The sequence below is a fragment of the Nocardia huaxiensis genome (genome assembly GCF_013744875.1).
Classification (GTDB): domain Bacteria; phylum Actinomycetota; class Actinomycetes; order Mycobacteriales; family Mycobacteriaceae; genus Nocardia; species Nocardia huaxiensis.
Window position 1 is genome coordinate 2,194,199 of sequence record NZ_CP059399.1, and the last position, 24,522, is coordinate 2,218,720.

Annotated in this window: 27 protein-coding genes; 15 read left to right on the plus strand and 12 right to left on the minus strand. The window is 68.6% G+C overall.

Going from position 1 to position 24,522, the window contains the following annotated elements; genetic code table 11:
- The first annotated feature begins 129 nt into the window (after positions 1–129).
- From H0264_RS09640 to purH, 4 genes are all read left to right on the plus strand, one after another.
- Positions 130–1,116, plus strand: a complete 987-nt coding sequence (locus H0264_RS09640) for a DUF5336 domain-containing protein (protein ID WP_181583650.1) — start codon at positions 130–132, stop codon at positions 1,114–1,116.
- Positions 1,117–1,272: 156 nt separating this feature from the next.
- Positions 1,273–2,862, plus strand: a complete 1,590-nt coding sequence (locus H0264_RS09645) for a cell division protein PerM (protein ID WP_181583651.1) — start codon at positions 1,273–1,275, stop codon at positions 2,860–2,862.
- Positions 2,863–2,939: 77 nt separating this feature from the next.
- Positions 2,940–3,596 carry a phosphoribosylglycinamide formyltransferase gene (gene purN / locus H0264_RS09650; RefSeq protein ID WP_181585404.1) on the plus strand — a complete coding sequence of 219 codons (657 nt, stop codon included), beginning with the start codon at positions 2,940–2,942 and terminating at the stop codon, positions 3,594–3,596.
- Positions 3,593–5,176 carry a bifunctional phosphoribosylaminoimidazolecarboxamide formyltransferase/IMP cyclohydrolase gene (gene purH / locus H0264_RS09655; RefSeq protein ID WP_181583652.1) on the plus strand — a complete coding sequence of 528 codons (1,584 nt, stop codon included), beginning with the start codon at positions 3,593–3,595 and terminating at the stop codon, positions 5,174–5,176. The genes purN and purH overlap by 4 nt, the downstream gene beginning before the upstream one ends.
- Positions 5,177–5,264: 88 nt before the next feature.
- On the opposite strand, the gene H0264_RS09660 is transcribed toward purH, so the two are convergent.
- Positions 5,265–5,729: a hypothetical protein gene (locus H0264_RS09660; RefSeq protein ID WP_244976145.1), complete on the minus strand. Its 465-nt coding sequence runs from the start codon at positions 5,727–5,729 to the stop codon at positions 5,265–5,267.
- Between the two features lie 202 nt (positions 5,730–5,931).
- Here H0264_RS09660 and H0264_RS09665 point away from each other — a divergent pair, with 202 nt between their 5' ends.
- The gene (locus H0264_RS09665; protein ID WP_181583653.1) at positions 5,932–6,489 is read left to right on the plus strand and encodes a LysM peptidoglycan-binding domain-containing protein; all 558 of its coding nucleotides are present in this window, start codon (positions 5,932–5,934) and stop codon (positions 6,487–6,489) included.
- A 212-nt stretch (positions 6,490–6,701) separates the two neighbouring features.
- Positions 6,702–7,619, plus strand: coding sequence for an alpha/beta fold hydrolase (locus tag H0264_RS09670; protein ID WP_181583654.1), 918 nt, complete (start codon positions 6,702–6,704; stop codon positions 7,617–7,619).
- Positions 7,620–7,824: 205 nt separating this feature from the next.
- Here the strand turns inward: H0264_RS09670 and rpsR are convergent, their stop codons facing one another.
- From rpsR to rpmB, 4 genes are read right to left on the minus strand one after another with little or no spacing between them, the layout of a single operon-like run.
- Positions 7,825–8,079: a 30S ribosomal protein S18 gene (gene rpsR / locus H0264_RS09675; RefSeq protein WP_040695439.1), complete on the minus strand. Its 255-nt coding sequence runs from the start codon at positions 8,077–8,079 to the stop codon at positions 7,825–7,827.
- A 34-nt stretch (positions 8,080–8,113) separates the two neighbouring features.
- Positions 8,114–8,419: a 30S ribosomal protein S14 gene (rpsN, locus tag H0264_RS09680; protein ID WP_181583655.1), complete on the minus strand. Its 306-nt coding sequence runs from the start codon at positions 8,417–8,419 to the stop codon at positions 8,114–8,116.
- Between the two features lies 1 nt (position 8,420).
- On the minus strand, positions 8,421–8,591 hold the full coding sequence (gene rpmG / locus H0264_RS09685) for a 50S ribosomal protein L33 (RefSeq protein ID WP_181583656.1): 171 nt from the start codon (positions 8,589–8,591) through the stop codon (positions 8,421–8,423).
- A gap of 12 nt (positions 8,592–8,603) precedes the next feature.
- Positions 8,604–8,840 (minus strand): 50S ribosomal protein L28, encoded by a 237-nt coding sequence (gene rpmB / locus H0264_RS09690; protein WP_181583657.1) that lies wholly within the window; start codon positions 8,838–8,840, stop codon positions 8,604–8,606.
- A 116-nt stretch (positions 8,841–8,956) separates the two neighbouring features.
- Between rpmB and mrf the strand changes: the two genes are divergently transcribed.
- The 3 genes from mrf to rpmF are packed head-to-tail and all read left to right on the plus strand — an operon-like array spanning position 8,957 to position 10,725.
- Positions 8,957–10,270 (plus strand): ribosome hibernation factor-recruiting GTPase MRF, encoded by a 1,314-nt coding sequence (gene mrf / locus H0264_RS09695; RefSeq protein ID WP_181583658.1) that lies wholly within the window; start codon positions 8,957–8,959, stop codon positions 10,268–10,270.
- A 4-nt stretch (positions 10,271–10,274) separates the two neighbouring features.
- Positions 10,275–10,550 carry a type B 50S ribosomal protein L31 gene (locus H0264_RS09700; protein ID WP_181583659.1) on the plus strand — a complete coding sequence of 92 codons (276 nt, stop codon included), beginning with the start codon at positions 10,275–10,277 and terminating at the stop codon, positions 10,548–10,550.
- Position 10,551: 1 nt separating this feature from the next.
- Positions 10,552–10,725, plus strand: coding sequence for a 50S ribosomal protein L32 (rpmF, locus tag H0264_RS09705; protein ID WP_181583660.1), 174 nt, complete (start codon positions 10,552–10,554; stop codon positions 10,723–10,725).
- A 53-nt stretch (positions 10,726–10,778) separates the two neighbouring features.
- Here rpmF and H0264_RS09710 read toward each other — a convergent pair whose 3' ends face one another.
- Both H0264_RS09710 and H0264_RS09715 read right to left on the minus strand, forming a co-directional pair.
- A complete protein-coding gene (locus tag H0264_RS09710; protein WP_181583661.1) occupies positions 10,779–11,003 on the minus strand; it encodes a hypothetical protein in 225 nt (74 codons plus the stop codon).
- A gap of 224 nt (positions 11,004–11,227) precedes the next feature.
- The gene (locus H0264_RS09715; protein WP_181583662.1) at positions 11,228–12,265 is read right to left on the minus strand and encodes a DUF1906 domain-containing protein; all 1,038 of its coding nucleotides are present in this window, start codon (positions 12,263–12,265) and stop codon (positions 11,228–11,230) included.
- Between the two features lie 224 nt (positions 12,266–12,489).
- Between H0264_RS09715 and H0264_RS09720 the strand changes: the two genes are divergently transcribed.
- Positions 12,490–13,287 (plus strand): VOC family protein, encoded by a 798-nt coding sequence (locus H0264_RS09720; RefSeq protein ID WP_181583663.1) that lies wholly within the window; start codon positions 12,490–12,492, stop codon positions 13,285–13,287.
- 35 nt (positions 13,288–13,322) lie between these two features.
- On the opposite strand, the gene H0264_RS09725 is transcribed toward H0264_RS09720, so the two are convergent.
- Genes H0264_RS09725 through H0264_RS38505 form a run of 5 tightly spaced genes read right to left on the minus strand, consistent with a single transcriptional unit; the run spans position 13,323 to position 18,864 of the window.
- Complete coding sequence (locus H0264_RS09725; protein WP_181583664.1) at positions 13,323–14,147, minus strand: MHYT domain-containing protein; 825 nt, start codon at positions 14,145–14,147, stop codon at positions 13,323–13,325.
- A gap of 42 nt (positions 14,148–14,189) precedes the next feature.
- Positions 14,190–14,867, minus strand: a complete 678-nt coding sequence (locus tag H0264_RS09730) for a GTP-binding protein (protein WP_181583665.1) — start codon at positions 14,865–14,867, stop codon at positions 14,190–14,192.
- Complete coding sequence (locus H0264_RS09735; protein ID WP_181583666.1) at positions 14,848–15,219, minus strand: DUF742 domain-containing protein; 372 nt, start codon at positions 15,217–15,219, stop codon at positions 14,848–14,850. Before H0264_RS09735 ends, H0264_RS09730 begins: the two co-directional genes overlap by 20 nt.
- A gap of 10 nt (positions 15,220–15,229) precedes the next feature.
- The gene (locus H0264_RS09740) at positions 15,230–15,640 is read right to left on the minus strand and encodes a roadblock/LC7 domain-containing protein (protein WP_181583667.1); all 411 of its coding nucleotides are present in this window, start codon (positions 15,638–15,640) and stop codon (positions 15,230–15,232) included.
- On the minus strand, positions 15,637–18,864 hold the full coding sequence (locus tag H0264_RS38505; protein WP_244976146.1) for a sensor histidine kinase: 3,228 nt from the start codon (positions 18,862–18,864) through the stop codon (positions 15,637–15,639). The genes H0264_RS09740 and H0264_RS38505 overlap by 4 nt, the downstream gene beginning before the upstream one ends.
- Before the next feature lie 331 nt (positions 18,865–19,195).
- On the opposite strand from H0264_RS38505, the gene H0264_RS09750 reads away from it, so the two are divergent.
- From H0264_RS09750 to H0264_RS09770, 5 genes are all read left to right on the plus strand, one after another.
- Positions 19,196–19,882: a response regulator transcription factor gene (locus tag H0264_RS09750; protein ID WP_181583668.1), complete on the plus strand. Its 687-nt coding sequence runs from the start codon at positions 19,196–19,198 to the stop codon at positions 19,880–19,882.
- 80 nt (positions 19,883–19,962) lie between these two features.
- Complete coding sequence (locus H0264_RS09755; protein WP_181585406.1) at positions 19,963–21,381, plus strand: HAMP domain-containing sensor histidine kinase; 1,419 nt, start codon at positions 19,963–19,965, stop codon at positions 21,379–21,381.
- Positions 21,382–22,042: 661 nt separating this feature from the next.
- Entirely contained in the window at positions 22,043–23,410 is a 1,368-nt protein-coding gene (locus H0264_RS09760; RefSeq protein WP_181585407.1) for a S1C family serine protease, read from the plus strand.
- Positions 23,411–23,508: 98 nt separating this feature from the next.
- Positions 23,509–24,003 (plus strand): MogA/MoaB family molybdenum cofactor biosynthesis protein, encoded by a 495-nt coding sequence (locus H0264_RS09765; protein WP_181585408.1) that lies wholly within the window; start codon positions 23,509–23,511, stop codon positions 24,001–24,003.
- Positions 24,000–24,215, plus strand: a complete 216-nt coding sequence (locus tag H0264_RS09770) for a hypothetical protein (RefSeq protein WP_181586145.1) — start codon at positions 24,000–24,002, stop codon at positions 24,213–24,215. Before H0264_RS09765 ends, H0264_RS09770 begins: the two co-directional genes overlap by 4 nt.
- Positions 24,216–24,522: the final 307 nt, after the last annotated feature.

Here is a 24,522-nt window from a genome sequence, read left to right on the forward strand (position 1 = left end):
TCGGCAGGCGGACTTCGTCATCTTTTGGGTATTGCGGTAAGGCCACGGCCGTTGGTACGGCGTGACCTGCGCTGGCGCGTGCAGTAGCGTCGGTGAGAGTTCGTGAACGACTCGATAGGAGACGACGACATGTCATACCCGACCGGGGGCTCGGGATTCAACGCGCCCGCGCCGACGCCTTCCAACGCACCCGGCTACGGCTCGCAGGCTCCTGCTGCCGGGTCGAGTGCGACGCCCTCCGGGGCCAAAGGGCTGCCTTTCTTCCTGACCGCGGGTGTCGCCGCCCTCGGTGTGCTGAACTTCCTGCTCGGCTTCGCGCCCTACAAGGGCTCGGACTCCAGCGTGGTCGAGTTCAACTACAGCATGTTCGAATCGGTTCCGGCGCTGTCGGCGCTGTTGCTGTTCGCGGGTGTGCTGGCGGGTCTGTCGCTGCTGCCCAAGCAGGAGTGGATCGGCGTCGCCGCGGCCGCCTCGGTGGCCGGATTCCTGGCGCTGCTGTTCAGCAGCTTCCAGGGTGAGGCCAGCACCAAGTGGGGCGGCTGGGTGGTCATCTTCCTGTCGTTCGTGCAGGCCGTGCTGGCCGTGCTGGTGATCCTGTTCGAGATGGGCATCGTGAAGCCGCCGGCGCCGAAGCCCGCTGCGCCGCAGGGTGGTTACGGTCCGGGCGGACAGCCGGGCTTCGGCCAGTTCGGTCAGCCAGGGCAGCCGTCCGCGTTCGGTCAGCCGGGTGGCTTCGGTCAGCCGGGGCAGCCGCCGGCGTTCGGCCAGCCGGGCCAGCAGCCGGGGTACGGCACCGGCCCGCAGCATCAGCAGCCGTCCTACGGGCAGCAGCCCGCGGGTTACGGCAGTGGCTCGCATCAGCAGCCGTCCTATGGTCAGCAGCCGTCGTACGGCCAGCAGCCGGGCGGATACGGCCAGTCCTACGGGCAGCAGCCCGCCGGAAACGAAGCCGCCACACAGCACTTCGGCGCCGCGCAGCCGGGCCAGCAGTACGGCCAGCCCTCCTACGGTCAGGCCGGACAGGAGAGCAAGCCGTTCGGCAGTGAGCAGAGCGCCGATCCGGCCGCCGACGCCACCCGCGCGTTCCGTCCCGGCCAGGACGACCAGAACAAGTAACCGCGGTTCTGGCTGACGCCACTGTGAATGGCCCCCGGTGATCCCCACCGGGGGCCATTCGCATGTCGACCGTCCGTCCCGCTTCGTCCGCCGCACGCCGTGTTTCGCGGCGCGCCTGACTCAGGTCTCATCGCGATGCTGCCACGCTGGTTGTCCATGAACGTTCCGAAGTCCACCGCTCTCGCGCGGATCGACGACGATGCGCGGGAGGTGCCGCGCGAACCCGAGTCGCGGCATCCGGGAGAGGGAGGATTCGGGGCGCTGACGCCCGAGCGGGCGCGGGTGCTGCTCATCGTGGCGGCGCGGGCGTCGAGCGTGACACTGCTGGTGATCTTCGGGCTGGTGTTCGCGACCCTGTTCGCCGCCGGCAGCGGGCTGACCGGCGCGTCGGGGGCCATTGCGGCGAGTTGGCTTGCGGTGCATCAGGTTCCGCTGGTGATCGGGAAGACGGCGCTGGGGCTGTGGCCGCTGCTGCCGACCGGATTCATCCTGTGGATGGTGGGGCGGGACTGCGCGCGGGCGGCCGAACCCGAATGCGGGCGCGCCGATCTCGGGTGGATCGCGGGCGCGGCCGTGGGTGGTCCGCTGCTGGTGACCGCGATCTGCCTGGCGGTGGCCGACGACGCCTCCGCGGTGGTGGCATTGCAGCCGCCGGATACGCCGGTCGCATTCGCGTGGGTGATCGGGTTGCACGGGCTCGCGGCGGCGGTGGGCATCGGCTCGCGGCGGTGGCGGGAGCTCGTCGAGCTGCTGCCGATCGCCTTGCCGGACTGGGTGATTCCCGGGGTGCTGGCCGGATTGCGGGCCCTGTACCGACTATTGGCGGTCGCCACCGGGCTCACGATCGTCTCGTTCCTGGTGCACTGGTCGCGCATCGGCGACACCTATCAGGGCGCGGGAAACATTGTGGGCGTAGTGGGTTTGACGCTGCTGTCGCTGGCCTACCTGCCCAATATCGTGATCGACGCGGTGAGCGTGCTGCTCGGCGGGCAGGTGCGCATCGGCGAGGGCTCGCTGAGCGTCTTCGCCATCGACGGCGCACCGGTGCCGGCCGTGCCGTTGGCGGCGGCCGTGCCGTCGGGTCCGGTGGCCATCTGGTGGCTGGTGCTGCTGCTCGTGCCCGCCGCTGTGGGCGTGCTGAGCGGACTCGACTGCGGCAGGCATTCCGATGACCGGCCGGCCGCGCCGTGGGCGACCCTCACCGCCGCCGGGGTGGGCGCGGTCCTGCTCACCCTGCTGGGTGTTTTCGCCGGGGGAGACCTCGGCACCTTCGGCTGGATCGGCCCGAATGTGCTGCTGTCGGCGGCCCTGGCGTTCCTCTGGCTGGCGGTGCCCGGCTATGTGGGCATGCTCGGTGCGCGCTGGTTCGCACCCGCCGCCGGAACCGCCGCCGCGGTCGAGGACGAATACGACGAGTACGACGACGACTACGACGACTACGACGACGAGGACTACCCGGACGGCGACGAGTACGCCGACGACGAGGACTACGCGGACGGCGGCACGGAGTACGCCGACGACGAATACGACGACTACGACGACGAATACGACGAATCCGAGGACGACGAGCCCGCCACGGTCGCCGAGGACGACGACTGCTACTTCAGCCCCGACGACCCGGACCGACCCGAGGCCCTCGAAGCCGAACTCGTCGACGACGAGCCCGCCGACCACCCGACTGTGAAATCCGACGAGAACGCCGACATAGTCGACGCGGAAGTGGTAGAGGGCGACGTCAGGTCGTAATCCGGCGGTGGCTAGTCTTTAGGGCGGCGGCCCGCCCCCGCCGATCCCTTCCCGCTCCGAGACACAGGAGTAGTGCGCTGACGCCCACGCCCGCCCAGTCGTTGCCGCCGACCGCGCCCGCGAGCGTCGTCGTGCTCGCCTCCGGCACCGGTTCCCTGCTGCGGTCCCTGCTCGAAGCGACCCGGCAGCCCGGCTATCCGGCGCAGGTCATCGCCGTCGGCGTGGATCGCGATTGCGCGGCCGCCGATCACGCGGAAGCCTTCGACGTCTCCTCGTTCAAGGTCGCGCTCGGTGATTTCGAGGGCCGCGCCGAATGGGATCACGCGCTGACCGAGATCGTCGCCGCCTTCGACCCCGATCTGGTGGTGTCGGCCGGCTTCATGAAGATCCTCGGCCCGAAGTTCCTGGACCGTTTCGGCGGTCGCATCATCAACACCCATCCCGCGCTGCTGCCCGCCTTCCCGGGCGCGCACGGGGTGCGGGACGCGCTGGCCTACGGCGTGCGGGTCACCGGTTCGACCGTGCACCTGGTCGACGCGGGCGTCGACACCGGCCCCATCCTCGCGCAGGAGGCGGTCGTGATCGAACCCGGTGACGACGAGGCGACCCTGCACGAGCGCATCAAGGTCGTGGAGCGCCGGCTGCTGGCGGAAACCGTCGCCGCTGTCGCTGAGCGAGGCATCATCTCCGATGGACGAAAGGCAGTTATCCCAGATGAGCGAGTTCTGCGGTGAGTGAACGCAAGCCGATCAAGCGCGCCCTCGTAAGCGTCTACGACAAGACCGGCCTGATCGAGCTGGCCACCGGCCTGCATCAGGCGGGCGTGGAGCTGGTGTCGACCGGCTCGACCGCCGGCAAGATCGCCGACGCCGGCATCCCGGTCACCAAAGTCGAAGACCTGACCGGTTTTCCGGAGACCCTGGACGGCCGCGTCAAGACCCTGCACCCGCGCGTGCACGCCGGCATCCTCGCCGACACCCGCAAGGACGAGCACCTGGATCAGCTCGTCGAACTGGGTGTGGAGGCGTTCCAGCTGGTGGTGGTGAACCTCTACCCGTTCACCCAGACCGTCGCCTCGGGCGCGTCCATCGACGAGTGCGTCGAGCAGATCGACATCGGCGGGCCGTCCATGGTGCGCGCCGCCGCCAAGAACCATCCGTCGGTCGCCGTGGTGGTCAACACCGGTGACTACGACGGCGTGATCGAGGCCGTGCAGGCCGGTGGTTTCACGCTCGCGCAGCGGACCGCCTTGGCCGCCAAGGCTTTCCAGCACACCGCCACCTACGATGTGGCCGTCGCGAGCTGGATGACGAGTGTCGCGAGCCCGGCCGCGGCCGCCGCCGACGCGGAAGCCGAAGCGCCGCAGCAGTTCCCGGAGTGGATCGGCGCGACCTGGAACCGCGAGGACATTCTGCGCTACGGCGAGAACCCGCATCAGGCCGCCGCGCTGTACACCAGCGAGGCGGGCGCGCAGGGCCTGGCGCAGGCGGAACAGTTGCACGGCAAGGAGATGTCGTACAACAACTACACCGACGCCGACGCCGCCTGGCGCGCCGCCTACGACTTCGACGAGCCGGCCGTGGCGGTCATCAAGCACGCCAACCCGTGCGGCGTCGCGGTCGGCGCGGACATCGCCGAGGCGCACCGCAAAGCCCATGCCACCGACCCGGTTTCGGCGTACGGCGGCGTGATCGCGGCCAATCGTGAGGTGTCGGTCGAGATGGCCGAGCAGGTCGCCGAGATCTTCACCGAGGTCATCGTGGCCCCCGGCTACGCGCCCGGTGCGGTGGAAGTGTTGCAGCGCAAGAAGAACGTGCGCGTGCTGACCGCCACCCCCGCCCAGCGCAAGGGCGCGGAACTGCGCCCGGTCAGCGGCGGCGTCCTGCTCCAGGACCGCGACATCCTCGACGCCGACGGCGACAGTCCCGCCAACTGGACCCTCGCCGCCGGTGACGCCGCCGACGAGGCGACCCTGCGCGATCTCGAATTCGCCTGGCGCGCCTGCCGTTCGGTGAAGTCCAATGCCATCCTGCTGGCCAATGACGGCGCGGCCGTCGGCGTCGGCATGGGCCAGGTCAACCGCGTCGACTCCTGCAAGCTGGCTGTCGACCGCGCCGGTGAGCGCGCCAAGGGCTCGGTCGCCGCGTCCGATGCCTTCTTCCCGTTCTCGGACGGCCCGCAGATCCTGGTCGACGCCGGCGTGCGCGCCATCGTCCAGCCGGGTGGCTCCATCCGCGACCAGGACACCATCGAGCTCTGCAAGGCCGCGGGTGTCACCCTCTACCTGACGGGGTCGCGTCACTTCGCCCACTAGGGTTCACGGCAAGACAATTTGAAGGGCTGGTGCGCGACTGCGCACCAGCCCTTCGTCTTTCGCTGCCGGTTCTACTTCTCGCGCGAGATCACTTGGCGCTGACGACGTTCCGGTCCCCGAGGGGTGCCTTCAGCTGGATCTCGAGGCTGCCGAAGACGGCTTCCTGGGTGCACATCTTGCCGACGGCGTCGGCGCGGGTGCCCACGCGGAGTTCGACGGTGACGGTCTTGTCGGTCTCGGTGGTGGTGGCGTCCACGCCGTAGCAGGCGGGGGAGCCGGTCTGGAAGTTGACGGCGATCTTGTCGGGGGCGACGCGGGTCCAGCTGTCGAAGGTGGTGGGGCGCGGGTTGACGATGGTGCGGTCGGCGGTGAAGGGGCGGCCGAGCTGGGTGTCGGGGGCCTCGGTGGGGGAGGGGGTCGTGGTGGTGACGGCCGAGGTTGTCGTGTTTGACTGATTTGCACCGTTTTCCGAGTCGCCGCACGCCGCGACGGTCAGTGTCAGCAGCGCTGCGCCGGCGGTGAACATGAGTCGGCGTGTACGAATCCCGTCCATGCTGCAACCCTAACGGTCCGACCGGTCGGCGCAGATATAACGCTGTGGCGAACTCTCAGCGACCACGAGCCAAATAATCCGGGGACTCACCGGGGAATCCCTACGCGGAGCGGGGCGCGGTCGGTAATCTCGATGGAAGTTGGCGAATGCAGTTCCGTGCCATCGACTTATCTGATGTTCCCCCCTCCGGAAAGGACCCACCGTGGGCGACTCGTTGAAAGTTGGCGAAGAACTCGGTCTCGGTCAGTCGCTCACAGGCGGCGCTTACACCCTGACTCTGCAAGATGATGGCAACCTCGTGTTGTCGCAGCCCGATGGGAAGGTGTTGTGGTCCACCCTGACCCACGGCCAGGGCGTGCAGCGCGCCGTGCTGCAGGACGACGGTAACTTCGTCGTCTACAAGGCGGACGGCGCTGCCTGGTCCACCGAGACCAATGGCAAGAGCGCCGATCGTCTCGTCGTCCAGTCCGACGCGAATGTCGTGCTGTACGGCACCGACGGTTCCGCGCTGTGGTCCTCGGGCACCAACACCGACAACCCGCTCCCGGCTCCCGAGCCGGAGACGGTCGCGGCCGCGGTCGCGGAAGAGGCTCCCGCGGCTCCCGCGGCGCAGACCTACACGGTCGAGCCGGGTGACACCCTGTGGGCCATCGCCGAGCGCTTCTACGGTGACGGCAACCGCTACCAGGAGATCGCGAACGCCAGCGGCATCGACAACCCGGACGCCATTCAGCCGGGCCAGGTGCTGACCATCCCGTAATCGGGAGTCTCGCGCAGCGAACAGAACATGTCCCCGAGTGCTATTGCACTCGGGGACATGCTGTTTCAGCGATAGGAAGCCCTGCGGTGTGCCGGGGGCACGAGGTGTCCCGGTCGAGCACCGATGAGTTTGCGCGCGGCGCTCCGTCTCCACCGATGTACCGAGCGAGGAACCGCGGCCTCGCAGCCGAACACATCGTGCAGGAGACCGCCATGCAGAACACGGGCCTGAAGAAGACAGTCCTCGCCGCCCTCACCGCTATCGCCGCCGCCACCCTGGTCGCGTGCGGCAGCCCGGCTTCCACCCCGGAACAGCCGGTCGCCGAGCCGGGCCACTACGAAACCATCAACGGCGTCGACATGTACTACGAGGTGCACGGCGACGCGAATGATCAACCGCCCCTGGTGCTTCTGCACGGCGCGCTGTCCGGCATCGGCACCGATTTCGGTGAGCTCATCCCGGTGCTGTCGAAGCAGCGGCAGGTCATCGCCGTCGAGCAGCAGGCGCACGGCCACAGCTCCGATATCGACCGCCCGCTGCGCACCTGGTCCATGGCCGACGACACCGCGACCCTGCTCGAACGGATCGGCGTGCGGAACGCGGACGTGTTCGGCTACAGCATGGGTGCGGGCGTCGCCCTCGACATCGGCATCCGGCATCCGGAGCTGGTGCACAAGCTGGTGCTGCTCTCCGGCGGTCTCGGCCCCGCCGGCATGCACCCCGGCGTGCTGGACGGCATCGGCGAATTGCAGCCGGAGATGCTGCACGGCAGCACTTTCCACGACTACTACCTCGCCAATGCCCCTCGCCCGCAGGACTTTCCGACACTGGTGAGCCGGGTCAAGGAGATGGACGGCAACACCCCCACCGTGCCCGCCGACGCCGTGCGCGCCCTGCCCATGCCGGTGCTGAACATCATCGGCGACTCCGACATCGTCACCCCCGAGCACGCCGTCGAGGTGTTCCGCCTGCTGGGCGGCGGCATCATGGGCGACACCCCGGCCGGCCTCATCGACTCGCAGCTGGCCATCGTCCCGGGCGCCTCGCACGTATCGGTCATGCACCGCCCCGAACTGCTGGCCCCCATGGTCACCTCCTTCCTGGACCGCGCCGTCACCGGGAAATCCTGAGACCACCCCCCGCACGCCGGAGTGCCCCTGATGCCGAAGCATCAGGGGCACTCTGCATTTCAGTCCGGGAGTGCCCACGTCCAGTCGTACGCGCGGGCGATGCCACGGAATTGCATCGTCGGGATTCGGCGAAGGGCTCCTCACGCGTAAGCGTGAGGAGCCCTTCGCTTTTGGCTTTTCCAGCAGGATCGGTGTCGCGAGCCGCCTACCGGCTCGTGAACGGCAGCAAGGCCATTTCGCGGGCGTTCTTCACGGCGACGGCGACCTGGCGCTGCTGCTGCGGGGTCAGGCCGGTTACGCGGCGGGAGCGGATCTTGCCGCGGTCGGAGATGAACGTGCGGAGCAGGTTCACGTCCTTGTAGTCGACGGTCTCGACGCCGGCGGCGATCAACGGGTTCTTCTTCGGGCGGCGGGCCTGCTCGGCACGGACCTTCTTCGACGGTGCTCGCTTCACTGCCATGTCAGCGCTTCCTTACTCACGAGATCGTGGATGCTTACCAGCTCGATTTGTGCACACCGGGCAGTTCTCCGCGATGGGCCATCTCGCGCACACGCACTCGCGAGAGTCCGAACTTCCGGAGGTGACCGCGCGGGCGTCCGTCCGCGGCGTCCCGATTGCGCAATCGTACCGGACTGGCATCGCGCGGCAGCTTCTGCAGGGCGGTCTGAGCAGCGGCCCGAACCTCGTCGGAGGTGGTGGGCTTGCGGATGAGTTCCTTCAGTTCCGCGCGCTTCTCGGCCCAGCGGGCGACGATTTCCTTGCGCTGTTCGTTCTTCGCGATCTTCGACTTCTTGGCCATGTCAGCGGGATTCCTTGAAGTCGACGTGCTTGCGGATCACCGGGTCGTACTTGCGCAGGACCATGCGGTCGGGGTCGTTGCGCCGGTTCTTGCGGGTGACATAGGTGTAGCCGGTGCCGGCCGTGGAGACGAGCTTCACGATGGGCCGCAGTTCGGTCGATTTCGATGCCATCGATTACTCCTTTCAGATCTTCTCGCCGCGGGCGCGCAGCCGGGCGACGACCGCCTCGATGCCGTCGCGGTCGATGGTCTTGATGCCCTTCGCGGAGACGGTCAGCGTGATGCGCCGGCCTTCGCTGGGCAGGAAGTAGGTCTTGCGCTGGATGTTCGGGTCCCAGCGCCGGTTGGTCCGCTTGTGCGAGTGCGACACGGACTTGCCGAAGCCCGGCTTGCGGCCGGTGACCTGGCAGATAGCCGACATAGGAGCACTCCCTTCCAGTCCTAGATGTTGATGACAATCGTTTTCGACAACGACCGTCGAACAATGTACCCTCGGCAACCGGTAAATGAAAATCGTTGTCGAAAGGGGTCGTGGTGGTGTCCGAATCCACTCAGCGCCCAGAGCGCGACCGCCGCACACCCGTCGTGGTCATCGCGGGTCTTCCGGGCCGCGGCGCCGACGGAGTGCGGCGCGCGGCGAGCCTGCTGGGCGCGGAGCCGGGCACCGTCGTCGTCCGTCATGATCTGACCGAACTGCGCGAAGGCGTGGTGCGCCGGATCGTGGAACTCGACGGGCGCGAGACCGTGAGCGTGCTGGAACTCGCGCACGGGTGCGTGTCCTGCACCCTGCGCGCGGATCTGCTGCCCTATCTGTGCCTGCTGGCCGAGCGGGATTCGGTGCGGCGCATCGTGCTCGCACTCGATCCGGCCTTCGAGGCCGAAGCCGTGTGCCAGGCCATTCGCGAGGTCACCGTCGCCGGTGTGGTGGGGCGGGTGGACGGCCCGGCCGGGCGCAGCGTGCGCATCGAAGCCGTGCTCACCTGCCTCGACGGCCGCGATTGGCTCAGCGACGCGCTCGGTGACGAGACGCTGTCCGAACGCGGGCACGCCACCGTCGAGGACGACCGGACGATCGCGCAGCTGGCCGTCGGGCAGGTCGAATTCGCCGACGCGCTGGTCGCTTTCGATGCCGGGGCCGATCCGATGGACTGCATGCGCACGGCCGCGGTGCTGGCCCGGCTCGCACCGCAGGCGACCGTCAGCTGGGTGGCCGACCCGGAGGCGCTGCACGCCGACGACCTCTACGCCCTGCTCGCGCCGATCGATGAGAATGCCCGCCGCGGTGCGGGTTTCGACCCGCACGGCCCGCTGCTGCGCGGTCAGCCGCCGCTGGACGCCGAGGGCGGGGTGCAGCTGGTCGAGTTCGAAACCGATCGCCCCTTCCATCCCGACCGCCTGCACTCGGCCATCGACGTCCTCCTCGAAGGCGTGGTGAGCGTGCGCGGCCGGGTCTGGCTCGCCACCCAGCCCGACGAGGTGGTGTGGCTCGAATCCGCCGGTGGCGGAATGCGAATCGGCGGCGCGGGCAAGTGGCTGGCGGCCATGACGCCCGAGGAACTCGAGCAGGCCGATCCGGCCCGCAGCGTCATGGCGTCACTGCGCTGGCACGAGCAGTTCGGCGACCGGCACACCTCGCTGGTGATCCTGGTGAACGACGCCGACGCCGACGAGATCCGGCACGCCCTGCACTGGGCGCTCGTCGACGAGGACGAACTGCGGCAGGTGCGCTTCGCGCCCGAACGCGTCGCCCAGTGGGAGGACCCCTTCGGCGACCAGCACGAGGAGCCCTGCGAAGAAACCCGATCCACGCCGGTCACCGGCGACGGCCATTCCCGGCAGAACGAAAGGTGAAGCCATGAAACCAGGAATCCACCCCGACTACCATCCGGTGGTCTTCCAGGATGTGAGCACCGGTCACAAATTCCTGACCCGGTCCACCGCGGTCTCGGAGCGCACCATCGAGTGGGAGGACGGCAATACCTACCCGCTGCTGGTGGTCGACGTGACCTCCGATTCGCATCCGTTCTGGACGGGCGCGAACCGCCTGCTGGACACCGCCGGCCGGGTCGAGAAGTTCGAGCGCAAATACGGGAAGCGGACTCGCAATTCCGCTGCTGGAAAGGAGAACTGACATGGCAGTGCCGAAGCGGCGGATGTCGCGCGCCAATACCCATGCCCGCCGTTCCCAGTGGAAGGCGACGCCGCCGGATCTGATTCCGGTCAAGGTCGGCGGCGTCGTCCATCAGGTGCCGCGCCGCATCGCCAAGGCCGTGCAGCTGGGCCTGATCGACGTGAGCAAGATCTAGATCGAAAAATGAGAAGAGCGGTGTGTCCCAATGGGACACACCGCTCTTTCGTCTCAGCCTTCCTTGGCGGCGAGTTCCACCAGGGTGGCGGCCAGCTGGAAGTACTTGTTCTTGCCCAGATCGGCGATGGTCTTCACGCCGAGCGCTTCGAGCAGCTGGGTGTCGTGCTTCTCCGTGAGCCCCGCGAGCGCCGACGGCGGCGCCGCGAGCAGCTCGGTGAGCGACTTGTTTTCGTATGCCTTGTCGAGAGCTTTGTCGAGTACCACGCTGACGGCCACGGGAGCCTCCTTCGTTAGAGCACAACGGACATGGAGCTTGGTCGAACAAGACCGACCATAACAGTGGGAGCGCCGAAAAAGTCTTCTCAAAGTTGTGAATTCGTGGCCTGGCGACGGTATTCTCGTGGCCGAGGGCGGGTTCTCCTGTTTACCGGAGAACCCGCTCATCGCCACTTCAGAGGCGGTTTACCCGCCATTCACGATCCCACACAAATTCCGGCAAATCAGCCAATTGGACTGTCGGAGGCAGGTTTCCGGCCATTGGACGCCGAAACTTGTCCGCTTTGGGTGTTTTCACGCGAATGTCCGTTGGGTCCCTCGCCCCAGCCGGGCAGCGGCAGATCCGGAAGCAGCTGTTCCAGTTTCGCGAGCTGCTCGGCGAACACCGTCGCCGGCCCCTCGATGAGCGAGAACGGGAACGGCCAGTGATGGTGCCCGTTCAGCCGCGACACCTCCTCTTCCAGCTCGGCGGTCGTCGCCTCCAGTTCACTGACCTCCGTGCGTAATTCGTCGATCTTGGTCAGGGCCGCGGCGAGCGCGTCCACCACCGTGCGGTTGCGGCCTTCGGCGTCGGTGCCCAATTGCGGCCAGCCCGACAGTCCCGGACCGCGCAGCTGGATCTGGACATCGCGCAGCATCTCTTCCTGTTCCGGCGTCAAGTCCGGTTCCTCCTGTTCGAAATCCCACTGCCCGAAATCGATCTTGTCGGTTTCGTTCACATCGCACTGCACGCCGTCGACATAGACCTGCTCGCCGGTCTGCAGGATCTGCGCGCGCGGATCGCGATTGCTGCCCGACCAGGCCACCGTCTGCCACGCCCACTGCGCGATCCCGGCGTTGAGCGCCCGGCTGATCGGCCAATATCCGCCGTAGATACCGACATTCGCGCGGCCCAGCACGCTGGCGGCGCCGTCGAGGTAGGCATTGATGGGCTGCTGCTGTTGCGGCGTCGCGTCGAAATCGGCGGAGAAATAAATAGGGCGGTCGGTACGTCCGCCGCAGCGCAGCACCTGCGCCAGCGCGGCCCGCGCATCGGTGACCCCCGCCCCGTACCCGTCCAGCATGCGCGCCGCCGTGGTCTCCCAGTTGGACACGATCGAAACCCCGTGTGCGCGCAGGTCGTCGGCCTCGGCGGGAGTCAGCAGCTTGCCGGGTAGGGAGGGTCCGCCGGGGGAGAGATAGCGGACCACGAAGTCGTACCCGGCCGCGCGGATGGCGCTCGCAGCGGGCCGACCTGCGGCGTAGTCAAGCCCGAAACGCATGGGTACCAGAGTAATTCGCGAGACACGCCGACCGCGCGGCATTGCGGAAGTCGATCACACCGGGTCTCGGGAAGCCCGGACCGCGAGCTTGGGGCGAAGCCCGGACACTGCCGGAGTCGAGTGGTTGACTGTGCATGGCCGTGTGATCGGCATCACTTCGTCCTCGGAGTCCCTGCGTTCGCGCGGCGTACCCGATTGCTCGATAGCGCAGAGACGGAGGAAAGATGCCTGTACGCAATGAAGCGTGGCCCCCCGGCACCCCGTGCTGGGTCGATTGTCAGGTCGACGATCCCGCGAAAGCCGGTGAGTTCTATACCGAACTGTTCGGTTGGGATATGCACGGTGGAGGGGAGGAGTCCGGGGGATACCTGATGGCGCTGCGCGACGGGGAGGCCATTGCCGGCATCGGCCCGAAACCCGAAGGCGACATGCCGTCCGCCTGGACGACCTACTTCGCCGTCGCCGATGCGGACGCCACCGCCGAAAAGGTTGTCGCCGCAGGCGGCTCGCTGCTGGTGCCCGCCTTCGACGTGATGGAGTTCGGCCGCATGTTCGTCGCCGCCGACGCCTCCGGCGCACCCTTCGCGGTCTGGGAGGCGCGGGCGCACAATGGCGCCGCCGTGCACGGCGAGCACGGCGCCTACGCCTGGAACGATCTGCACACCGCCGACTACGACGCGGCGAAGACGTTCTACGCCGAGGTATTCGGCTTCACCTACACCGAATACGACGACCCCAGCGTGCGCTACGCCACCTTCACCCCGCCCGGCCGCGGCGACCCGGCGGGCGGCATCAACGACGACACCGTGAACGGCGCGGCCGCCGCGCAACCCTACTGGCTCACCTGGTTCCACGCCGACGGCATCGACGAGACCCTCACGCGCGCGGCCGAACTCGGCGCGGCGGTGCTCATGCCCGCCACCGACGGCCCATTCGGCAGGATGGCGATCCTCGCCGCCCCCCAGGGCGAGGTGTTCGCGCTACTCGACCCATCACATCGAAAGAGCGAAGACGACAACTGATTTGGTGCGGTCCGGGTAACTCCAGGCGGGGGAGCTCAGCGCACCGGCTGCTCGGTACGGCGTGCGGACTTGGCCGCGCGGGACGCCGCCGCCAGTGAGGTGGTGGGGGTGGTCTGCGGCAGGGTCGGAGCCAGGCGTCGCGCCTCCCGCCGGTCGGGCGCGATCAGGATCGCGGTGACCGGAACCGCCAGCGACAGGGAGCTGATCACCCAGAACGGCACGAAATAGCTGAACAGGTCCGCACCGCCGGGGACACCCGCGGTCGGGTCGACCTGCGCCGTCAACCCGGTCATGCCGACGAGATGCATGGTGACCGACAGGGTTCCGTAGACCAGCGCGCCGATCAGCAGCAGCGCGCGCTTCTTCGCGGCGAAGACCAGCCACAGCATGGCCGCCGACAGCGCCGCCGCGACCACGATCACGCCGGTCATGGACAGCACGTTCTGGTCCACGCTGCCGCGAATCCGGATGCCGGACACGAAGATCAGATGGGTGCCCGCCATGCCCGCGGTCATGATCACGCCCGCCCCGGCCAGCCGCGGCCAGTTCAGGGTGCGACCCGCGACCAGCAGCGCGATGAAGGCCGCCGCGCCGGACAGCACCGACGCCAGGATGACCCGGCCCTCGTCGTAGTGCAGCTTGCTCTGCGACACCTGCAGCCCCACCAGCGTGATGAACAAGGGCATGCCGACACCCGCGCTGCCGAGGGCATTGCCCGCGACGAACAGCCACACCGTGCGGAACCGGGCCGTCTCCGACTTGGCGGACTGGCGGATACACGCCAGCCCGCACGCCGCCGCGATGGCCGAGAAGAACAGGGCCAGGCCGACGACCCAGTACCCCATCGAGAAATAAGTCACCCGCAAACCCCTGCTTTTCGTATGACCCAGGTACGCGAAAACCTAGGTGTTCCTGGCCGTTTCGCGCTGTGCAGCCATGAGCCGCTCGATCGCGTATTCGGTGACCGCCGCCAGCGAGCGGCGCACCTCCTGCGGATCGCGGGCGTCGATGTCCACGATCGGCACGCCTTCGCGCACGCTGAGCGCCTCGCGCAGTTCGGCGACCGGGAAGCGCGGTGCGTCCGGGAACCGATTGACCGCGATGAGGAACGGCAGCTGCTTGGCCTCGAAGAAGTCGACCGCGGCGAAACTGTCCTCGATGCGCCGGGTGTCGACCAGCACCACCGCGCCGATGGCACCCTTGATCAGGTCGTCCCACATGAACCAGAACCGGCGCTGTCCGGGCGTGCCGAACAGGTACAGGACCAGATTGCCGGGCAGGATGATGCGGCCGAAATCCATGGCCACCGTGGTGGTTTCCTTGCCCGGCGTGGCGGCGAGGTCGTCGACCCCGTCCGACATGCCGGTGACCATGGCCTCGGTGCGCAGCGGCACGATCTCCGAGACCGCGCCCACGAAGGTGGTCTTGCCGGCGCCGAAACCGCCCGCGACCACGATCTTGGTGGAGGCGGTGCGGGACTCGTCGCCGGGACGCGGTGGAAACTGCTGGGGCAGACCCGAATTCGTCGGGTACTGCGGTGCGCCGTTGTAGGCTCCGCCGTCAAAGGGCGCGGAGTCCATGCAGGGTCCTCTCCATCAAAGATCGGCGCTCGTCGAAGGTCGCCTGGTCGCTCAGGGTGGAATGCACGCGCAGGGTTCCGGCGACGACGAGATCGCCGATCACCACGCGGATCATGCCCAGGGGCCGCTGCAGGTGGGCCGCGATCTCGGCGACCGACAGGCGGGCGGTGCCCATGCGCAGGATCTCGGTGCGGATGTCACCCGCGGGCCAGTCGAAATGCGCCGTGTAGGACAGGGTTTCGACGACCGCCTCGAGCGGCAGGTCGACCGCCGGCTCGGTGCGGCCGGAGGTCAGGGCGTAGGGGCGGACCCGGGTTGGTGGCCGGTTGCCGCCGCCGTTGGGAGTGCTCATGGCCGCCTCATCAGGAGGCGCTGCGGGCGGTGGCCTGAACCACCGATCCGACCCGGTCGACCAGCAGCGCCATTTCGTAGCCGATGCGGCCGATATCGTGCTGCTTGTTGGCCAGCACCGCCAGGTGCGAGCCATTGCCGACCGTCATGACCAGCAGGTAGCCGCGCTGCATCTCGACGATGGACTGCATGACCTTGCCGCCCTCGAAAAGCTGTGCGGCGCCGGAGGCCAGGCTCGCCAGACCGGCGGTGACCGCCGACAGCTGCTCGGCGCGATCGGCGGGCAGATGCGGGCTGGTGGCCTGCAGCAGGCCGTCGGCGGAGACCAGGACGGCGTGCGAGACTCCCGGAACCTCCCGGGTGAAACGGGTGACCAGCCAGTTCAGGTTGTCGTCTGTGGTGGTCTGTGCGTCGGTCGTCATGCCTGCCCTCCGTCGTTGTGCTCGGCGTCGGCCCGCCCGGAGCGGACGCCGCTGAGATGTCTGGTCAAGCTGCTGCGAATCTCGTCCGGATTGCGCGCGCCGCCCTGGTCGTCCTGTGCCACCGCGCCCGGCACCAACTGCGCGCCCGGCCGCCGGATCGGCAGTCCGCCCTGTGTCGTGGCATTGCTGGTGGGATTGGCGGCTTCGGCCGCCGCGGCCCAGCCGGCATCCGAGGTGGACGACCAGGCCGCGCCCGAAGGCGCTCCCGCGTCACCACCGGCCGCCGGTTCCACCAGCCATTCCGACACCATCCGCTGGAAGATCGGCGTCGGCGCGTCCCCGACCGGCCGCAATCCGCTCTGCGGCGCGGCCGGACGCTGGGGCGCGGCCGGGGGCTGCGGTGCGGCGGGCTGCTGGGGCGCAACAGGCTGCTGCGGTGTGAACGCCGCGAAACGTGCACCGTTCTCCGCGGACCCGTTGGTCCCGGCGCTGTTCCCGTTGGCGCCATTCCCGTTGGCGCCGTTCGCGTTGCCGCTCGCCTGCTCCGCGATCCCATTGCCGGTGAACGCGTCGCGGGCCTGGTCGTTGCCGTCCTGGCCGACCACACCGAAGCGGCCGCTGTCGTGGCCGTTGCCGCCGAGGTCGAATCCGGTGTCGCCCGGGGCGCTCTCGAACGCGGGTGCGGAATCGGCCGGGGCCGCATCGGCATTCACGTCGCCGCGGACGGCTTCGAAGCTGCCGGTGGTGTAGCTGCCGGTGCTGCCGTTCGTGCCGAAGGCGGCGTCGCCGTTGCTGTCGTACCCATTGCGGTCGAAACCGTTGCTGTCGGCGCTGTCCCGGAAGCGTGCGACGGAGTTGCCGTCGGCGCCATTGGTTTCGGCGCGGCTCGGCAGCGGCGGGAGACCGTTGGGCTGCTGGGCTCCCGAGTTGTCGCTGTCCTCGGCGTCGCGCCGCGTCGGGATCGGGGTGATCGGGGTGACGGTGTCCGGTCGGCTGCGCCAGTAGTCGGCCTGGTACTGGGCGGTCACCGGGTCGTGCCGGCCGTCGTCCATGCCGTCGTCGGTGGCAGCCGGGTGTTCGGTGAACGCGTCGGAGAAGCTGTAGGACTGCGTGGGCTGGTCGCCGATGTAACCGGCCACCACCGGCTGCTCACCGGTCTCCGGCCCGTTGCCCGGACGCCGCTGCGGCAGACCCGAACTGGTGGTGCCGAAGCGCTGCGGCAGCGCCTGCGGTTCCGGCGGGTTCGCGACCGGCATGAGCCGCGGCGGCGAGACCGCCGGGGCCGCGGCGATCGCGGGCGCGGCGACCGGCACCGCACCGGTGAGCGGGTACTGGCCGGTGGCGTCGCCGCCATTGTTGTTGCGTTCCGGCGCGGGCGAGACGAGGGTGCCCGGCAGGTGCACGCTGGCGGTGATGCCCGGCTGCTGCACCATCGCCGAGGTGCGGCGCAGGCTGACCGTGATGTTGTGCCGCTTGGCGAGCCGGCCGACCACGAAAAGACCCATGCGGCGGGCGGTCTCGACATTGACCTCGCCACCGGAGGCGAGCCGGTCGTTGATGGACTGCAGGTCCTCGGCGTTCATGCCGAGGCCGCGGTCGGTGATCTCGATGAGATAGCCGCCGTCCACGGCCCGCGCCACCGACACCGCCACGGGGGTGGACGGCGGCGAGTAGCGCAGCGCGTTGTCGATCAGCTCGGCCAGCAGGTGTTCGACGTCGACGGCGGGTTCACCGGCGACGATGCCGTCGGGCACGGTGCCGATCTCGACGCGCTGGTAGTCCTCCACCTGGGAGACCGAGGACCACAGCATGTCGGACAGCGGCACCGGCGCGAGATGGCCACGGCGCAGCGCGGTTCCGGCGAGCACCAGCAGGTTGTCGCCGTTGCGGCGCATGCGCGTGGCGAGGTGGTCGAGGCGGAACAGCGACTGCAGGCGTTCGGAGTCGTCCTCGTCGCGTTCCAGTTCCTCGATCAGGGTGAGCTGCTGCTCCACGAGGGATTGGCTACGGCGCGAAAGCGTCTCGAACATGTTGCCGATCTGCAGGCGCAGTCGCGCCTGTTCGGCGGCGAGGTGGAGCGCCTGGGCGTGGATGTCGTCGACGGCTCGGGCGAGCTGCCCGATCTCCTCGGTGGTGTGCACGTCGACCGGACTGATCTCCGGTGTGGCGCCACCGTTTCGCACGGTTTCCAGTTCCTGCGGCAGGTCGATGTGCGCGACCTGCAACGCGTCGCGCCGCAGTCGTCGCACCGGCACGACCAGCGAGCGGGCCACCACGAGCGCGATGGCCAGACCGGCCAGCAGCATGCCGACCACGATCGAGGTATCACGCAGCACGTTGTTGCGGGCCTCGGTGGTCAGGTCGCCCAGCCGGTCGTCCAGCTCGGCCGCGATCGCGTTGATCTCCTTGGAGTACATGTCCGAGGCGGCGCGCAGGCTCTCCTGCATACCCGGCATGGAGTTCGGGTCGGCGGTGTTCGCCGCCAGCATGCCGATGCGGGCCTGCGCGGAGTCGTTGAGGGCCTTGGAGTTCGGGGCCAGCTCCGCGTTCATGGCGCTGTACACGCCGAGCATGGTGACCTCGGCGCCGATCACGGTGATCAGTTTGATCCGGGTGATCGGATTGCGCGTGATGTCGGGCGAGGCCAGCATCATGCGCTGTTCGGTGAACATGCGCTCGGCCACGATGGCGGAACCGACCTGCAGGAATAGCGGCTGCACCCGCATGTCGGACACCTGGTCCGACTGGTTCAGCGCGCTCTGCACCTTGGCGGACACGGCCTGCATCTGCTCGGTGGTGCCGGCCGCGGAGCCGCTCTTGAGACCGGACTTCATGGTCTTGGCCATGGCGATGGCCTCGGTCAGCGGATCGGTCACCGAGGCGCCGGCTTTGGTTGCGCGCAGCTGTGATTCGAGATCGGCTACGGCCTGATCGAATTTGCCGGTCGCCGTGTCGAGGGCCGGATCGGCGTCCGGGTTGCCCCAGCCGGCGATGGCCGTGACCGCGAGTTCCTGTGTGGCGGACTCGAACTTGATGGTCGGCCGGAAGAATGCGGCGTGCTCGGTGGCCGCCCGCAGTTTGTCGATGGTCTGCAATTCGCTGTCGATACGCAGCACCGCGAACGTCGAGGCAAGCAACACCGGGAGCACCAGTACGATGCCGACCTTGCGCGTGACGGGCCAGTTGGACAGGCTGAATTGCCAGGACCGGGGTGTTGCTTCCATCCCGCTTCCGTCGCCTCCGCTTTCACGAGTGACCCCCGGGCTGTATGCGGTTGTGGGGCTTCGGGGTCGAATCCCGCGCGGAACCAACTAGAGGTCTTTTTGTACGGCCTGCAACATACCGCGTGAGCTGAGTAACGGCAATTCGGACTACTTTTCGTCTGTCTACGCGAATGCTGGCCCCGCACAACGTCTTTCGAATAGGCATAGCTCCCGAATAGGTACGCGTATCCGCACATGCCGCGAAAGGCGCAGGTCACCGCGTTCGGTCCCCCGGCGTGTCGAATGCGAGCTTCTCAGTGACCTCTCAGTCGCTGTGGGCAGACTGGACCCCATGCGCATTCTGGTAGTCGACGACGACCGCGCGGTCCGGGAATCGCTACGTCGTTCGCTGACCTTCAACGGGTACTCCGTCGACCTCGCCGTCGACGGACTCGACGCCCTCGAGAAGGTCGCCGGTCAGCGACCCGATGCCCTGGTCCTCGATGTGATGATGCCCCGGCTCGACGGCCTCGAGGTGTGCCGCCGCCTCCGCAGCACCGGCGACGATCTGCCGATTCTGGTGCTCACCGCACGGGATTCGGTCTCCGAACGCGTGGCCGGCCTGGACGCGGGCGCCGACGACTACCTACCCAAGCCCTTCGCGCTCGAGGAACTCCTCGCCCGGCTGCGCGCCCTGCTGCGCCGCACCACCACCGACTCCGCCGAAGCGTCGGAGACCATGAAGTTCGCCGACCTGTCGCTGGATCCGGTCACCCGCGAAGTCTGGCGCGCGGACCGCGCCATCAGCCTCACCCGCACCGAGTTCTCGCTGCTGGAAATGCTCATGGCGAATCCGCGCCGCGTGCTCACTCGCAGCCGCATCCTGGAAGAGGTATGGGGCTACGACTTTCCGACCTCCGGCAACGCGCTCGAGGTCTACATCGGATATCTGCGGCGCAAGACCGAGGCCGAGGGTGAACCGCGGCTCATCCACACCGTGCGCGGTGTCGGATACGTGCTGCGCGAGACGCCTCCGTAGAGGCCGGACCCGTGGCTAGAACCGTTTCCCGCCGCACCGGGGTGGCCGCGCTCACGCAGCGCTCCTCCGAGTCGGTCGACATGCGCCCGCCCATGCCGCTCACCTCATCGGTGTCGCTGCGCTGGCGCGTCACCCTGCTCGCCGCCTCGGTGGTGGCCGTGGCCGTCGCCTTCACCTCCATCGCCGCCTACGCGATGGTGGCGCGCTCGCTGTACGCCGAGGTCGACTCGCAGCTGCGCACGCGCAGCGCGGTGATGATCAACAACAACATCGACTCGGTGAACTATCTGCAGGTGCTCTATCTGGGCAGCCTGTACTCCGACGACCTCGGCATCGCACTGATCTATCCGGAAACCAAGCTGGACACCAAACAGATCGGCTATCCGGACGGCCCGCCCATCGGCAAGCAGGAGCTGGCCGTCGTGCGCGGCGACCTCGCCTACTCGCTGCGCACCGTCGAGAATCAGCGAGTTCTGGCCCGCCGCACGCACTCCGGGGCCACCCTGGTCATCTCGCAGTCGCTGCAACCCACCCGCGAGGTGCTCGATCGCCTGGCCTGGCTGCTGTTCGTGGTCGGCGGCTGCGGCGTCATGCTCGCCGCCGCCGCCGGAACCGCGGTGGGCCGCACCGGTTTACGGCCCATCGCGCGGCTCACCGCCGCCACCGAGCGCATCGCCCGCACCGACGACCTGACCCCCATCCCGGTCACCGGCGACGACGAACTGGCCCGGCTGACCGAGAGTTTCAACACCATGCTGCGCGCCCTGGGCGAATCCCGGGAGCGGCAGCGCCGATTGGTGGCCGACGCGGGCCACGAACTCAAGACCCCGCTCACCTCGCTGCGCACCAATACCGAACTGCTCATCGCCTCCAATCGGCCGGGCGCACCGCAGATTCCGGACGAGGACATGGCCGAACTGCGCGCGGACGTGATGGCGCAGATCGAGGAATTGTCCACGCTGGTGGGCGATCTCGTGGATCTGGCGCGCGAGGACGCCCCGGACGCGGTGTACGAGCAGGTCGACATGGCCGATGTCGTCGAGCGCGCACTCGAGCGCGCACGCCGCCGCCGGGTGGGCATCGAATTCGTGGCCGAATTGCGCCCGTGGCTCGTTTACGGCCACGAGGCCAGCCTGGAGCGCGCGATCCTCAATGTGCTCGACAATGCGGCGAAATGGAATGCCTCCGGCGAGCAGGTGCACGTCACCATGCGCGAGGTGTCGCGGGGGCTGCTCGAGATCGCGGTGGACGATGCCGGGCCGGGTATCCCGCCGGAGGAGCGGGAGCTCATCTTCGAGCGGTTCTACCGCGCGACCTCGGCGCGGTCCATGCCGGGTTCCGGGCTGGGGCTGGCCATCGTCAAGCAGGTGGTGACCAAGCACGGCGGCACCATCGCCGTGGTCACCTCGCAGCGCGGCGGGGCCCGCATCAATATCGTGCTCCCGGGTGAACCCGGCACCCCCGACGATTCGCCCGCGACCGGTCCGGCCGGAGCCTGACGAGACCGGTCCGCTTCTTCCGGGCGAGCCGCCGCGAACATCCGTATCGTTTCCCAAGCACGGTCTCAGTCCGCTCTCAGTCCACAGCGCCAAGGTTGGCCAGGAGACTCGAGGAGAAAACGAGAAAATGACCGAGGATTCGAAGGACACGCGGGGCACCGGACCCGAAGGCGCCCAGGGCAGCCCCGCTCAGCCCACGAGCGGCACCCCCACAGCGCCTGCGAGCGGCACCCCGGCTGAGCCTGCGAGTGGCATTCCCGCTGAGCCTGCGAGTGGCGCGCCCGCTTCCCAGCCCCAGTCGTCCGCCGGGCAGCCCGCCGACCTATCCGGGTCCGCCGCGGCCTCCGCACCGGCGTCGGCCGCCTCGGCGTCCGACCAGACCCCTTCGGATTCGGGCATTCCGGGTGGATCGGGCGCGCCTGCCGCCCAGCCGCAGGATGATCGGCCCGCGTGGGGGCAGGGCTCGGCATCCTGGGGACAGGGCGGCCAGGCCCCGAGGGCCGCCCAGCCGCAGCCCGGCGCGGAGTGGTCTCGTCCCGGCGACGGCGCGCAGCGCCCGCCCTTCGACGGCTTCTCCGATCCGGCGGCCGCGCATTCCCCGGGCGGCGCTTCATCCGGCGCTCCGGGATTCGGTGCGGCACCGGTGTTCTCCGGCGGCGCGATGCAGGGCGGGCCCGGAACCGGTGCGACGGAAGCGATTCCGGGCAGCACACAGCAGCTTCCGGCCGGTGCGTACGGGCAGGCGTACTCCGCGTCGGGGGCGGGGTACGCCCAGCCCGGCGGACATCAGCACACCGAGCCGATCTTCGGCGGGCCGGGCCAGCCGGGTGGGCCCGGTGCGGCGTATCCGGGGATTCCCGGCGGTCCGGGCGGGCCCGGTGGCCCGGGTGTGCCGGGCGGCCAGGGTGTTCCCGGCGGTCCGGCTCCCAAACGCAACGGCAAGGCCGGTCTGGTCGCGGGCGCGATCGTGCTCGCCCTGCTGAGCGGCGGCATCGGCGGTGCGGTCGGTTCGCTGGCCACCCGCGACGGTCACTCGGTGACCAACGCGCTGGACGCACCGCGCACGAATGTGAGCGGCGTGGTCAACGCGCCGGCTGGTTCGGTGCAGGCGGTCGCGCAGAAGGTCGTGCCCAGCGTCGTCATGATCCGGGTGGCCGGCAATCGGGCCGAGGGGGAGGGGTCCGGCGTGATCCTCTCCAGCGACGGCAAGATCCTCACCAACAATCACGTGGTGAGCGGCGCGGGCCCGAACGCCAAGATGGAGGTCGCGTTCAGTGACGGAAGCACCGCTCCCGCAACGCTGATCGGCGCCGACCCGGTCTCGGACCTGGCCGTCATCAAGGTCGACCGCAAGGACCTGACCCCCATCGAGCTCGGCGCCTCGTCGAACCTCCAGGTGGGTGAGTCCGTGGTGGCCGTCGGTTCTCCGCTGGGCCTGGCCGGCACCGTGACCACCGGCATCGTCTCGGCGCTCAACCGCCCGGTGTCGACCAGCGGTGAATCCGGTTCCACCGGCTCGGTCATGAACGCCATCCAGACCGACGCCGCCATCAACCCCGGCAATTCCGGTGGCGCCCTGGTGGATATGAGCGGCAAGCTCATCGGCATCAATACCGCCATCGCCACCCTGGGCACCGCGGAGGCCACCGGCGGGCAGAGTGGTTCCATCGGACTCGGCTTCGCCATTCCGGTGGATCAGGCCCGCCGCGTCGCGGACGCCTTGATCAAGAACGGCAAGGTCACCTACGCGCAGATCGGCGTGAAGGTGCGCGGCGCCGACGACGTGAACGGCGCCCGCGTGCTCGAGGTGACGCCGGACGGCCCCGCCGCCAAGGCGGGCATCCCGAACAACGCGATCATCACCAAAGTCGATGACACGCCTATCGATTCGGGCAACGCTCTGATCGCCGCCGTGCGCTCGCACCAGCCGGGCGACAAGGTGAAGATCACCTACACCGATGAGCAGGGAAACAATTCCAAGACCGTCGAGGTGACCCTCGGCGAGGCAACCGCGGAAGGTGGCCGATGATGCAGCACGACACTGGACGAGTACCCGCACCGGCGATTCGGGTCACCCCGGACGGGGGATGGGAGCTGTTGTCCGACAAGGGCGCTACGGTGAGCACCATGGAAATCGATGCCGCTGTCGCGGGCCGTGCACTTGTCGTGGTCGTCGACGACCGAACCGCCCACGGCGGGGTGGATTCGCTCGGTCCACTGGTCACGGAGCTACTCACCGAGGCCGGCTTCCTGGTCGATGCCAGCGTGTCGGTGCAGGCCGACGAGGTGGAGATCCGGAACGCGCTGAACACCGCGGTCATCGGCGGTGTCGACCTGGTCATCTCGGTCGGCGGCACCGGCATGTCCCCGCGCGATGTGACGCCGGAGGCCACCGAGGAGGTGCTCGACCGGGTGCTGCCGGGCATCAGCGAGGCGCTGCGCGCGTCCGGGCTGGCCTCGGGTTCGCTGGACGCGGGCCTGTCGCGTGGTCTGGCCGGTGTTTCGGGCAGCACGCTGGTGGTGAACCTGCCGGGTTCGCGGGCCGCGATCCGCGATGGCATGGCCACCCTGGGCCCGCTGGCCAGCCGCGTCATCGATGAACTGTCCGGCCTGGACGAATGACGTCCGAGTCCGATCGTCCTTCCGAGGAACCCCGTCCGGCCGCGCGCCCGGCGGGGTCTCGTCGTCTTTCGGCCGCCGACAAGGCCCGCCTCGCGCGCATCTTCGGCGATCCACTGCCGTCCACCACCTCGGACGAGCGCGCCCCCGAACCCGAGCAGGGACAGTCCTCCGACGAGTGGTTGCGCTCGCAGGTTCCCCCTCATCACGGCTGAGTGCCGAATTCATTTATGCATACAAGCTATTAAGCTTTCGCGTGCGGGTTTCTGTTGTGCGCGTGCGCGTTTTCCCGCACTCACCTTGAGTTTGCCGACTATTAGCACAATGTGGCGAAGCGCTTACCGCCACCCTTGTTGCTAACTGATTGCTGTTGTGACTAAGGTCGCGTACGGGTCACAAAACCTACGGGTCTTAAGGGTTTGAGAAGAGTGCTTGCTCTTTGCGAAGAGTGTCCTGCGCTTTGCTCCGGTGGGAATCCGACCGCGTAGCGACTCCTTTGCGGCATCGGTGGTCGGTGTCGTA

What these genes read in the sequence shown, in the direction of transcription:
- H0264_RS09645 (WP_181583651.1), top strand. Translation starts at nt 1,273, where the DNA reads ATGAACGTTCCGAAGTCCACCGCTCTCGCGCGGATCGACGACGATGCG.
- H0264_RS09735 (WP_181583666.1), bottom strand. Translation starts at nt 15,219, where the DNA reads ATGAGCACTCCCAACGGCGGCGGCAACCGGCCACCAACCCGGGTCCGC.
- H0264_RS09640 (WP_181583650.1), top strand. Translation starts at nt 130, where the DNA reads ATGTCATACCCGACCGGGGGCTCGGGATTCAACGCGCCCGCGCCGACG.
- H0264_RS09740 (WP_181583667.1), bottom strand. Translation starts at nt 15,640, where the DNA reads ATGACGACCGACGCACAGACCACCACAGACGACAACCTGAACTGGCTG.
- H0264_RS09670 (WP_181583654.1), top strand. Translation starts at nt 6,702, where the DNA reads ATGCAGAACACGGGCCTGAAGAAGACAGTCCTCGCCGCCCTCACCGCT.
- H0264_RS09755 (WP_181585406.1), top strand. Translation starts at nt 19,963, where the DNA reads ATGCGCCCGCCCATGCCGCTCACCTCATCGGTGTCGCTGCGCTGGCGC.
- H0264_RS09760 (WP_181585407.1), top strand. Translation starts at nt 22,043, where the DNA reads ATGCAGGGCGGGCCCGGAACCGGTGCGACGGAAGCGATTCCGGGCAGC.
- H0264_RS09770 (WP_181586145.1), top strand. Translation starts at nt 24,000, where the DNA reads ATGACGTCCGAGTCCGATCGTCCTTCCGAGGAACCCCGTCCGGCCGCG.
- H0264_RS09750 (WP_181583668.1), top strand. Translation starts at nt 19,196, where the DNA reads ATGCGCATTCTGGTAGTCGACGACGACCGCGCGGTCCGGGAATCGCTA.
- H0264_RS38505 (WP_244976146.1), bottom strand. Translation starts at nt 18,864, where the DNA reads ATGGAAGCAACACCCCGGTCCTGGCAATTCAGCCTGTCCAACTGGCCC.
- rpsR (WP_040695439.1), bottom strand. Translation starts at nt 8,079, where the DNA reads ATGGCAGTGAAGCGAGCACCGTCGAAGAAGGTCCGTGCCGAGCAGGCC.
- rpsN (WP_181583655.1), bottom strand. Translation starts at nt 8,419, where the DNA reads ATGGCCAAGAAGTCGAAGATCGCGAAGAACGAACAGCGCAAGGAAATC.
- H0264_RS09715 (WP_181583662.1), bottom strand. Translation starts at nt 12,265, where the DNA reads ATGCGTTTCGGGCTTGACTACGCCGCAGGTCGGCCCGCTGCGAGCGCC.
- rpmG (WP_181583656.1), bottom strand. Translation starts at nt 8,591, where the DNA reads ATGGCATCGAAATCGACCGAACTGCGGCCCATCGTGAAGCTCGTCTCC.
- H0264_RS09720 (WP_181583663.1), top strand. Translation starts at nt 12,490, where the DNA reads ATGCCTGTACGCAATGAAGCGTGGCCCCCCGGCACCCCGTGCTGGGTC.
- H0264_RS09730 (WP_181583665.1), bottom strand. Translation starts at nt 14,867, where the DNA reads ATGGACTCCGCGCCCTTTGACGGCGGAGCCTACAACGGCGCACCGCAG.
- rpmF (WP_181583660.1), top strand. Translation starts at nt 10,552, where the DNA reads ATGGCAGTGCCGAAGCGGCGGATGTCGCGCGCCAATACCCATGCCCGC.
- H0264_RS09765 (WP_181585408.1), top strand. Translation starts at nt 23,509, where the DNA reads ATGGAAATCGATGCCGCTGTCGCGGGCCGTGCACTTGTCGTGGTCGTC.
- H0264_RS09660 (WP_244976145.1), bottom strand. Translation starts at nt 5,729, where the DNA reads ATGGACGGGATTCGTACACGCCGACTCATGTTCACCGCCGGCGCAGCG.
- H0264_RS09700 (WP_181583659.1), top strand. Translation starts at nt 10,275, where the DNA reads ATGAAACCAGGAATCCACCCCGACTACCATCCGGTGGTCTTCCAGGAT.
- rpmB (WP_181583657.1), bottom strand. Translation starts at nt 8,840, where the DNA reads ATGTCGGCTATCTGCCAGGTCACCGGCCGCAAGCCGGGCTTCGGCAAG.